Origin of the sequence: Photobacterium sanguinicancri (genome assembly GCF_002265265.1) — a bacterium.
GTDB lineage: Bacteria > Pseudomonadota > Gammaproteobacteria > Enterobacterales > Vibrionaceae > Photobacterium > Photobacterium sanguinicancri.
The window spans coordinates 1-10,465 of the sequence record NZ_NOIF01000178.1 but is presented as its reverse complement, the minus strand read 5'-3'; the positions used below and the strand labels follow the sequence as shown (position 1 = coordinate 10,465).

13 protein-coding genes are annotated in these 10,465 nt (G+C 40.4%); 6 read left to right on the top strand and 7 right to left on the bottom strand.

The genetic code is table 11. The annotated features are described in order from the left end of the window. Nucleotides 1-250: 250 nt before the first annotated feature. Nucleotides 251-460: a hypothetical protein gene (locus tag ASV53_RS19840; RefSeq protein WP_094958371.1), complete on the top strand. Its 210-nt coding sequence runs from the start codon at nt 251-253 to the stop codon at nt 458-460. A 1,049-nt stretch (nt 461-1,509) separates the two neighbouring features. Beyond that, on the top strand, nt 1,510-2,388 hold the full coding sequence (locus tag ASV53_RS19835) for a RepB family plasmid replication initiator protein (RefSeq protein ID WP_189337926.1): 879 nt from the start codon (nt 1,510-1,512) through the stop codon (nt 2,386-2,388). A 209-nt stretch (nt 2,389-2,597) separates the two neighbouring features. Here the strand turns inward: ASV53_RS19835 and ASV53_RS19830 are convergent, their stop codons facing one another. From ASV53_RS19830 to ASV53_RS19815, 4 genes are all read right to left on the bottom strand, one after another. Next, nucleotides 2,598-2,999, bottom strand: a complete 402-nt coding sequence (locus tag ASV53_RS19830; protein WP_094958370.1) for a hypothetical protein — start codon at nt 2,997-2,999, stop codon at nt 2,598-2,600. Next, on the bottom strand, nt 2,992-3,771 hold the full coding sequence (locus ASV53_RS19825) for a ParA family protein (protein WP_062692931.1): 780 nt from the start codon (nt 3,769-3,771) through the stop codon (nt 2,992-2,994). Before ASV53_RS19825 ends, ASV53_RS19830 begins: the two co-directional genes overlap by 8 nt. Before the next feature lie 119 nt (nt 3,772-3,890). Next, nucleotides 3,891-4,703, bottom strand: coding sequence for a hypothetical protein (locus ASV53_RS19820; RefSeq protein ID WP_094958369.1), 813 nt, complete (start codon nt 4,701-4,703; stop codon nt 3,891-3,893). After that, on the bottom strand, nt 4,700-5,599 hold the full coding sequence (locus ASV53_RS19815; RefSeq protein WP_094958368.1) for a site-specific integrase: 900 nt from the start codon (nt 5,597-5,599) through the stop codon (nt 4,700-4,702). Before ASV53_RS19815 ends, ASV53_RS19820 begins: the two co-directional genes overlap by 4 nt. Before the next feature lie 929 nt (nt 5,600-6,528). On the opposite strand from ASV53_RS19815, the gene ASV53_RS19805 reads away from it, so the two are divergent. From ASV53_RS19805 to ASV53_RS19790, 4 genes are all read left to right on the top strand, one after another. Beyond that, nucleotides 6,529-6,771 (top strand): type II toxin-antitoxin system ParD family antitoxin, encoded by a 243-nt coding sequence (locus tag ASV53_RS19805; RefSeq protein WP_094958367.1) that lies wholly within the window; start codon nt 6,529-6,531, stop codon nt 6,769-6,771. Next, nucleotides 6,764-7,048, top strand: coding sequence for a type II toxin-antitoxin system RelE/ParE family toxin (locus ASV53_RS19800; protein ID WP_062692923.1), 285 nt, complete (start codon nt 6,764-6,766; stop codon nt 7,046-7,048). Before ASV53_RS19805 ends, ASV53_RS19800 begins: the two co-directional genes overlap by 8 nt. A gap of 422 nt (nt 7,049-7,470) precedes the next feature. Beyond that, the gene (locus ASV53_RS19795) at nt 7,471-7,704 is read left to right on the top strand and encodes a TA system antitoxin ParD family protein (RefSeq protein ID WP_094958366.1); all 234 of its coding nucleotides are present in this window, start codon (nt 7,471-7,473) and stop codon (nt 7,702-7,704) included. Next, nucleotides 7,676-8,014: a type II toxin-antitoxin system RelE/ParE family toxin gene (locus ASV53_RS19790; protein ID WP_094958365.1), complete on the top strand. Its 339-nt coding sequence runs from the start codon at nt 7,676-7,678 to the stop codon at nt 8,012-8,014. Before ASV53_RS19795 ends, ASV53_RS19790 begins: the two co-directional genes overlap by 29 nt. Before the next feature lie 284 nt (nt 8,015-8,298). Here ASV53_RS19790 and ASV53_RS19785 read toward each other — a convergent pair whose 3' ends face one another. The 3 genes from ASV53_RS19785 to ASV53_RS19775 form a co-directional block, all read right to left on the bottom strand. Further along, nucleotides 8,299-8,955 carry a pentapeptide repeat-containing protein gene (locus tag ASV53_RS19785; RefSeq protein ID WP_189337925.1) on the bottom strand — a complete coding sequence of 219 codons (657 nt, stop codon included), beginning with the start codon at nt 8,953-8,955 and terminating at the stop codon, nt 8,299-8,301. Between the two features lie 202 nt (nt 8,956-9,157). Further along, nucleotides 9,158-9,760 (bottom strand): mobile mystery protein B, encoded by a 603-nt coding sequence (locus ASV53_RS19780; protein WP_094958363.1) that lies wholly within the window; start codon nt 9,758-9,760, stop codon nt 9,158-9,160. Further along, nucleotides 9,757-10,287: a mobile mystery protein A gene (locus tag ASV53_RS19775; protein ID WP_205049215.1), complete on the bottom strand. Its 531-nt coding sequence runs from the start codon at nt 10,285-10,287 to the stop codon at nt 9,757-9,759. The genes ASV53_RS19780 and ASV53_RS19775 overlap by 4 nt, the downstream gene beginning before the upstream one ends. Nucleotides 10,288-10,465 lie beyond the last annotated feature (178 nt).

Genomic DNA, 10,465 nt, shown 5'->3' with positions numbered 1-10,465 from the left:
CAACAAGAGATGTATCTTAATTAAGATACATCTCTTGTTATGCGTATGCGGTTATAGATACAAATTACTACTTAATCGCGGCCTTTTTTGCGTTACAAGGTTGCACTTTTCAGGTGCCTGAAAGGTCAAGGCTAATGCGATTCAGTGGATGAAAAGAGGTCAATTTAACGTAATAGGCACTTAGCGCACCGAATTTGTAAGCACAAAGAGATAATGTCCTATTTCTATCTACGTCAAAAGGAAGTGTTGTATGGCTACTACAGTGTATTTTGAAGAAACGGTGAATGATCAGGGTGATGTAAATGAAATGGATATTGAGCTTGGGCGCTCCTCTTTCTATGAGGAAGATAGTATCTACATCAAGGTTGATGGAAAGTTAGTGATAATGGATCGAGCTACAGCCAAAAGATTTGTCGAGGCTGTCACTGATGTTGGCCATTATCACGGATTCATAGGTTAGGTTTAAGGTTGCCACCAAGTAGCGGTCTTTGTCGTGTGTCTGAATACAAATATTTTAATGTTGCTGAAATTTGAAAAAACGTGTCGATAATAGGTAGCTCTTGAAATTCTTTGGAGCTAAAAAATGGGGAAAATTTTCGATAAATTAAAAGTATTAACGAACCTTTTAAAAGTGATAATTGAATTTTTAAAATTGTATTCTTCTAGTGCTATTTAACGTAAAGCCCGTAACAAGAATTACAGAAGGCTGCCAACTGGCGGCCTTTGCTGTATATGGACGTTACACGATCATGTCAGTTCGTGGCCGATTCAACATAACAGCCACTTAGTGAACAGAAATTGAAATCAATGATAAATAGTGTTCAATAATCTTCGCTTTTGGGCTATGGCTATTTTTTAACAAGGTGATTTGCTGTGTAACGTTCGCAATGCTTTCTTTAGTACGGGCTTGTGAACGTGCCTCTAAGGCTAAAAAAACCCTATCTCGCATAGGTATGGATTGCAGCTGTAAACGCAGCAGCTGTGGTTACAGCCGCTGTACGGCATTGGTATACCAACAGCTTAGTGCTTGCTGCTCACAACCTTGATGCAGTACTACTTACTCGAATCTCATCATTGTTGTTGATATTCGGTCAGCCTAACGCACTATAACTTTAACTTCCCTGTAAATAATACAACATCCTCCATATCAATTAGATTCCCGACGTTTACCTAAAAAAGCTTATTAGATGGCATGATCTTTTATTGTTAATCGGGTAAGGGGGTTATTTCCTAAAAAATAGTATCAATAACATTAAATTTTAGGTTGTGGGTATGTGTGTTAAATCGAAGATTTATCCACATATCCATGACATAGATCCCAATATATAGATCCTATATAGATCCTATATAGATCCCCAAACGCGCTAGCCCTTTGTATACGTGGCCTAGAGAGAATGTAGGTGTATTCTAATTGGGTTTTAGGTGTATTCTAATTGGGTTTTAGGTGTATTCTAATTGGGTTTTAGGGTGTATTCTAATTGGGTTGTTAATTTAAACATTGTGGACAAAATGGAACGACCTTTAATCTCTTTGCCTTCAACGGAAATTACTCAACCTTCCGATATTAGTTTAGTTTCAAATTCAGTAACAAGCGTTCAGCCGAATGTCTTGCTTCGCACCGGTGTTTTTACGCCTGTTGGTCGCAAAACAAACACTTATGATGTTAATCGTATGGACTTAACGCTTGATTTGGTCAATTTAGATCTATGTCAAAAGGAAGGCTATGATTCGGTTACTGTAAAAGGTACCCGTTTGAATATTGAGACAGATTTTAAAGTGTGGTGTGGCATTGTTCTGGTCTTTAGTCAGTACGGTTTGTCATCAAATACCATTTCACTTAAATTTAGTGAGTTTGCAAAATGTTGTGGCTACCCTAGTCGTCGTTTTGATAAAAATCTTCGTAAACAAATTGGTGACTCTTTAGAGAGGATCCAAAGCCAAAGTTTGTCTTTTCGCCGCAAAGGGGCAGAGAAGGCAGTGCATACCGGTATGTTACTAAAAGCACGTTACGACGGTGATGAAGATTTTGTCGAATTAATGGCAGATGAAACCTTGTGGGATCTCTATCGTCTTGATTATCAAGTTCTTGTAAGTTTAAAAGTATTGGCTAAGTTACCCAGGGCAGAGGTCGCACAGTGTTTGTATTTATATTTTCTCGCACTACCTGAAAATCCAGTACCTGTTTCTTTTAGTCGTTTAAGAGAACGATTAAGGCTTGAAACGTCAATCAAAGAAGCGAATCGAAAGATCAAAACTGGGATTAAAAAACTGGAATCGATAGGCTTTTTAACTGGTAGCTTTTTGGTCAAAAAAGGCGAGCAATACTATGCCATTGATAAACGATTTAAAAAATTAAACAATTCAGCACTAAAGAGTATTTCTGCCTGAGTCTATTTTTGGTGTATCCCTAGTGGGTTTATTACCCAATTAGAATACACTCTAACGTGTTTGAATCGTGTTAGGTGTATCTCGAGTGGGTTTATTACCCAATTAGAATACACCCATATCTGTTGTTGCTGACTAAATCTACAGAGCTATAGTTTCTAGCCTTACACTGCGCTTATTTTGTGTATAGCACTGATGCTATACAAAGGTATCTACCTGATCATATTAAGTTTTACTTGTTTTATCGCATCAACAATTTCTTCATGCGAGTGCATTTGAAGTAAATAAACGGCGGCTCTTACTAGCTTGGTGTCGTTGATTTCTCGTGCGCTGCCTAACGTATTTATCACCAATTCCATGCTTTCAGATTTGATGTCATCAGCCAGTGTTGTTAGCCCTACTCGTTCCCCGCTTGTAAAGCGAATAGGAAGTGGGGTTATTTTGGTTGTCGGTATTGTTGCAAAGACATTACCTTTCGGCTTTCTCTCTTTTTGTTCTTGCTTTTGCTGTTGTTTTGCTTTGCGTTCAAGGGCTTTTAATTGAGCGCGCTCGGTTGGCGTTAATTTCTTTTTGCTCTTAAGTTGGTTTAGTAATTGATTGTCGACATTAAGCATGGGCAATGATCTCTTTGGCTAACTCTTTATAGTAACGAGCCGCAACGTGACCACGATTAATAACGCTGGCTGGTTCATGTTCGTATTCGGATTCAGCGAAAAGACTACGATCCCAAATAATGGTTTTAGCGGTATTGTTTGGCCAGCGACTCGCTAAATACTCTTGTCCGTAGGCAAGTGATTTTTTCGCTGTCTTGTTGATTTTTGATGCGACGACCAGAAACGAGATCTCATCTTCTTCAATAAACTTTACGTCTTGAATATGTTCGATGAGAGCTTCGACCCCATCAAGTGAGTGTTCTTTAAATTCTGTAGGAAAGATAAATTCAGTTGCAGCCATTACAGCATTTAAACCTAATACAGAGGTGCCTGGATTGGTATCAATTAATATAAAATCATAGTTGTCTGTGATTTTACTTAAATGCAGTTTTAGGCGTTCTTCTCGTCGCGTTAAAGAGATCATATCCATATCAAGTTTGGTCATGATATCGCCACGGCGGCCAGGAATGATATGTAAATTATCTTGTTCTTTATCAGCTACAATCGCAGGGTAAATAGCTTTACTGATATCGAATTTTCTGTCGAGTAAGGCATCACCAATATAGTATTCACAATCGTCATTCGTAAGAAATTTGGTACTGTCACCTTGCCCGTCAAAATCAAGTACCAAAACACGATTACCGAGTTGGCTGAGTTCATATGCAAGGTTCACAGTTGTTGTTGTTTTGGTTACGCCGCCTTTACGACAGCCGACCATAATTATTCGAGTCATGCGATAGTACCCTTTATGTATAGCATCAATGCTATACATAATATCTCCAGATATTTCCAATGTATAGCATTGATGCTATACATTGCTATGTCGATAACAACAGAGAGATTACTGAGGATTTAGGGATCGGTGCGGCCAGCCAGTCGTTGGCTTTCTTTTGTTAGTGATCTTAGTTTGTCATAGGTGAGTGTTTCATTTCCTATTGTCCACTGGGTCTTTGATAGAAAGTGGGTGATACGTTCTTTTTCATTCTTTAGTCGTTGATGGCCGGATTGAGCGTTGTTTCGAGCTTTTGATATTTGTTGTATTTCAGCATCAAATCGAGCTCTTTCTTGGTTGTATTGTTCGATCATGCTTTCTATTTGCTCTTTGGCGGATTTTTCCTGCTGTTGAGCTGTTTTCTCTCTTGTTTGGATTGTAGATTCTCTCTCTAACACGTGATTTTTGAGAGTGTGGTAGTTTTCCCATTCTGTTTCGAGTTCTTTTTTAACCTTGGTTAATTGATCTTGATACGCTGCTTTTACTTTGGCTTCAGCCCACATTTCCGTTCTTTCTTTGTCATCTTTCGCATTGGATTCGGCTTTTTTAGCGCGTTCTTCCGCGTGGCGTTGTGCTTCTTTTGCTGCGATTATTTGGTGATTCTGTAAGCCGTTGAAGATGTACACTGTAAGAGGAATGAGGATAAAGAAACTTAAAATAAACAACATCCAAACGGGCCAGAGACTGTTGAAAATATTCCATAGTCCTCTGGTGCCAACATAATCATAAACAATGGGGTTTTTATCTTTGAAGTTAACGAGTCCCCATTCGCTTGTCGTATTTTTTGCCTCCCAAATATCGGTAATTAATATGGCATTATCAACGTGGTGATAGCTCCAGTTTGCCGTCCAGGCTATACCGCCAAGAACAGCAAGTAACACAATCCATCTCATCGCAGATAAACCTCGGTAATATCAGGGCGGAAATGCCCCATTTCTTGGGAGACCACTTCGAGAGCGTCCTTATAGGGCATCACTTTTTGCAGTTCGCTCATTCGCTCTTGGGCGTAGCTATGACGTAGCCCATGAGCACCGGTGCTCCAATTTAATGACCGATTTGATGCTGTGCTGAATGAGCTAGACCAACGATTGCCACCGTTGATGTCGTAATGGGTGATGTAATTCACCCCTCGGTCGGTGATCTGTGATGGTTGCTCTAGTCTTCGCATTTCGAGTCTTCCAACGAGATCTCTCGGGATAAGAATTTCACGAATGAGCCCGCCTTTTCCTTCTACGGTGTAACGTTTTCCTTCTCGATGTGAGAATTTTTCTGCTCGTGCCGGTCTTGGATCTGGATGGCGTTCATCGATATGTTGCAGGGTATGAAGCTCATGGGCACGAAGGCCGGCGGCATGTGCAATCTCAGTGGCGAGAGCATTGCGTTCGGTTTGTGCGTCCGCAATCATTTTTGCTTGAACTGGGGTGTAAGCACGGGCGGAGAGAATTTGCTGCTGTTCGGATTTGATCACATCCAGTTTTTCTGTCGGGCTGAGCTTGCCGGTGACATGTTGCATCATGAATTGCATGGCCTGACGTTCCATGTCGAGGGTTTTTTGCCCCACTTCTGTTGCTCTGTCAGCCAAGTATTGATGAGCTTGCTCTACCGTTAATGCTCTTAGACCACATTGAAATGTAGCATTCGCGTGTTTGGCGACCATCGTTAGGCGTTCTTCGTAGTTGCGAATGGTGCCAACGCTAGACAGTGATTTTCCCTGAATCAGCTTCATGACATTCGCCGCTTGTTTTTCTGCCACGGCTTGAGGATCGACGTGTTTCGCAAATTTAGCCATTTTTGTCTAACCACCTCAGAACGGTAGAGTGTGCGACTTTGATCCTGTTATTTGTTCTTAGCCAACGTTGAAGTTCTGCTGTATTCGCGCCGGCGTGATGGAGGGCTAATAGTTCAAATTTGTATTTATCGAGGCGGGATTTTCGGGCGGAGTAGGCCCGTTTTCGTATGGCTTGGGTCTGCGCTTTCAGGGCTGAAAGTTCACATTGAACATCAAAATCAGACATGGTTTCCCTTGTAAGAACATACAATTCTGAATCATTCAGAACAGCGACAACTTAATGCCTATTCGCCAGTTTAGTGCTATGGGCACAGGGATTTTCTGACCGTTTTCCACGTCCATTTTCTTTGAATGACGTTCAAAGTGCCGTCTCATTTCACCAGTTGAGAGCTGTATATCACTTTAAAAGTGCCTCGGAATTAACTGCTCCGGTGGACATATACCTACTAGCTATTGCGTTCGGAACGCTGTTTATTTCAGATTGAACAGGGAAAAACAAACTGCTTTCGAAGTAGCAACACTTATAAAACTGATTCACATCGTTGTCTGTATTTTGCACGATTGTAGCGCAATATGCAATCAGTGTTATTGCTATGCGTTGTTTATTATGCGTGAAATTGGCTTAGACGTTGGTATCCGTGCCCTCGCTAGGTTAGATGACAATCTAACCTAGCGAGGGCACGTGTGACCGAGAAATCTGCGAAATGAGGTGTGCACCTCGACTCTCTATCGACCTCTGGTCGGGAGAGGCGCACACCTCGTTGAGTCGATTTGATGGGGCTTTTGCCCCATCCGTCAAAGACGACGCTACTGACGCGCTATGCTTGTCGGCCTACTTGTTCCAAGCGAACCGAGCAAAGCTCGATAAGTTCGCCTGGAGAAAGTAGGCATGTGTTATACTGTGTGAATAATTAACACAGGGGGCTGTTATGGGTCGAACGACGAGTGTCACTATTGGCGAACCGCTTGATAGTTTTGTGGCAAAAATGATTAAAAGTGGACGTTACGGTTCAACGAGTGAAGTGATGCGTTCAGCGTTACGCTTACTTGAGCAGCAAGAATGCCAAACCGATATGTTGAGACGGGCTTTAGATGAAGGGGATGTGAGCGGCGAGTGCTCGCTTTCTTTGAAAGAGATCGCGGCACTCAAGAAGAAGTCTTTGAATGTATAAACTTTCGAATAAAGCAGCCGGTGATTTCGGCGGTATTTATGAATATACGTTTTTGAATTTTGGTGAAGCTCAAGCTGATACGTATACCGATGAAATGGAGAACTGCCTAAATGCTTTAGCTGATGCGCCATTCATCGGCCGTGACTGCAGTGATTTAAAGCAAGGCATTCGTCGTCATGATCACCAACATCATGCGATTTTTTATCGCGTTCGTGATTGCGATATTTTTATTGTCAGAATACTGCATCAACAGATGAACCCTATGCTTCACCTCTAAGTTGATAAAACGGGGCTTTGGCCTCGTTTTTTGTTTGAAGTGAACCCGCCTAAAAATACCCTGTAAATCGCCCTCAAACCGTCACAAACTTACAATCGCTATCGGAAGTGTATCGGCTGGTTAGGTGTCTGAAATCGCCACTACGGGCTTCTGAGGAGCTGGAAGGGGTGTTTTCAGTACCAAACTGAGCCATTTAACATAATGGGCACTTAACGCACTAACAATGTAAGAACCATTTAAAAATATTCAGTGTGAGTTGAATATTTTCGGTGGTGATGGTTGTCACTTTATTTTGCGACAAATTGTTGCATTTCGCGCTACATTGCATTATTATTAAAAATGCTAGAGCTATAAATGCATATCAATAATCAATTCATAGCATGTGATTAAGCATAAGTAGACAGATTAATAAGGAGACAGGTATGGCAACTAGCGTTCGTTTAAGCGACGACTTCGTTTCAGAGGTCAACATTAATGCCAAAGTGGCTAGTAGAAGTGTTCCTAAGCAAATTGAACATTGGGCTAAAATTGGGAAAATCGCAGAAGATAATCCAGATCTTAGTTATGAGTTCATTAGGGAATCACTTCTTGCTAGAGAAGAAATCAATAATGGAGAGGTAACTAAATATGTTAGAAGGACAAGGCGTAGAAATTGAGGTTTTTGAGACAAAACGTTTTACCAAAGCTTTAGATAATCTAAGGCTCTCTGATGAGCTGCAAGAGATTGTAGACGATGAGATTGACAAAGTTGTAGATAATCCGGACTTAGGAACTCAAAAGAAAGGTGACTTATCTTACCTTTGGGTGCATAAGTTTAGATTGAATGGTCAAGAGGTTTTACTTGGATATTCTTGGCTTGACGATAAGATAGAATTGTATCTTTTGAACCTTGGTTCACATGAGAATTTTTACAAAGAAATGAAGAAGCGGCGAAAAGCCGACTTGAAAATTATCGGTAAAAAATGATTTAGAGAAGGTCGCCTAAGGCGGCCTTTCTTGTCTTTAGCTGTTACACGATCACGTTGGTTTGGTGTGATTGATGATGAATCACACCACCATTGATAGAAATGATATAGCTCGTTAATTTATAAACACAAAGGAGAACAAATGCAGCAACTGTCAAAATATCTAATACCATAGGCATTACCTCCACTAATTTATTTAAGATAAAAGCATTAAACCCGCATCAGTCCGTAGACTTGCAATTTATCAACTAGTGTTAGATTTCTATCGGTGGTGAGACCGGGTTCTTATAAGATATCAACGGTTTGATATCTTTTCAATAGTAATTTTATGTAGCTAAGTGTGTGAAAATCCTTTGATATTTCATGATTGATTTTGTCCACATTACTCAGTAGAAATTCTTCACCAAATTCTCTTATCAGTAGTGTTATTGCTGCGGTATCTAGTAACCCTTTCTTTCTGTGGAGAACTGACGAGCGTCTAATGAAATTGTTTTCTCGTAGCTTTTCTATTTTTTGTAGAAGTAACCCATTGAACTCAGATGTTGGATAATAGTTTGTAATGATGTCTGTGTTTATGAGTCGATCTTGAGGGATTTTACCGTTTACATTGCTTGATACGATAATTGAGTCATGAAAATAGCAGTCTTTTAGGCTTGTTCGGTCGAATACAGAAGCGCAAATAATTGAGCTTTTAAAGTTAACATTACCCATTTTACTTTTTCGAAAAAGAGCCCCTCGAATAAGGCAGCCTTCAAAAGTGGTATTGTTTAAATTACAAAACTTAAATTTAGAACCAATAAATGATGTGTTGGTAAACGTTGAATTAGTAAAGCGTGAAGCGTAACTTTCAGTTTTATTGAAGTTTTTATTTAAGAAGTTTTTACCGCTAGCATCATGATTTACATATGAAAATGCTTTTTTATTCTTGCTGTTAGCCGTCATGGCCATCTTCCTTTGTGCGAATCGAGTCTCATATGTAGGTTAAACATTCAAATGAAATTTTCAAAGTGGTATTTACCATAACGTCCGTAAAGCGATCTTCGGAAAGGCCGCCATTTGTCCTGTCTCTTATACACAATTTAAACTGGGAGGTTGTGTATAAGAGACAGGTATTTAGCGACCTTTTTTGTGCCTGTTGTTTAAGTTAGTTGCCAAGGCTCTCTAGGTATTTAACGAACGGAGAAAAATCACCTTTGTCTGCTTCCTTAAGGCAAGAGATATAAGCTTTGCGCTCTTCGCTCACTTTCTCTAGGTTGCCCTCTGCCCAGTTAAGCGGTGGCTCTTCTAGTAGAACTATGCGAACAACATCGGTAAATATACGCGAGTGCCTGCCGTTACCATTTGGGAAAGGGTGAATCTCAACAAGCTTGTGCTGTATGCGAGCGCTGAGTTCTAGGTTTGAGTAGTGTTTGAACTCTACCCAGCACTTGGCATCTTCTAGAAAGTTGTGGAGCTTGGGCCTGATTTGGAAGGGATCGCAGCCAATGCTTAACTCTTTGTTTCGAGTGGTCCCAGCCCAGGTCCAGACATCACCAAATAGGTTCTGATGGAGGGCAAGAACGAACTCAGCTGAGAAAATAGAATCCAGTGTTAGGCCAGAGATACCACTAACCCATTGCTGGCCTGCTAGTATATTGGATTGTTCAAGTTCGTTAAGTTGTTCTCTTGTTGTTACGTGTGGGTGTTTCAACCCTTCCATATCATCTGGATCAAGCGGTGTAGCTCCTTCTGGCTCATCAATGATCAAAATACTTTGTCTTCCTTATTTTTACCCCATAGCTTACGCCCACCGGCACGCATAAACTCTTCGGCTAGTTCATTTATTAAGATGTTTTCTTTCTCTTTGCTAACTGATTGCGCCTCTAGAAACATATTTTTAGATGCTTTCTTTACTTCTATTTTCGCAACCTTAAGCGCACGCTCTTGCATTGTGTCAGAGACAGCCTTTTTAGGTTTTAGAGTGTATGAGAAGTCACAGTCTAGAACTTCAGCTAGTTGCTTTAACTGATTTAGAGTTATGTCGCCATCAGCCTCGCGCCTTTCAAGGACTGAAATTCTATTTCTTGTCATGCCAGCTCTATCTGCTAGCTGGGCGCCTGACATATCAAGAGCCTTTCTTACTGTTCTAATCCAGCCCTCTTTAGGTATTGAGGGGGATAGTGTTCCCTTAACTGCATCAACCAGTTCTCTGTACTGTCTTAAAACCATTTTTTTAACGGGTTGTCGCTTGTGCGGATTGCTTTGAAAAGAGTACATAGTAACCTCGCTTTCCATTGTTTATGTCTTAAGTGTAATCAAAATTAGATACATTTTCCACTTTTGTGTATTTCAATACGATTACACAACGGTGATGCTCGTACCTAATTATAGATACATAATTTCTGTTATCGTATTTAATTTTAATTACATAACAACAAGAGATGTATCTTAATTAAGATACATCTCTTGTTAT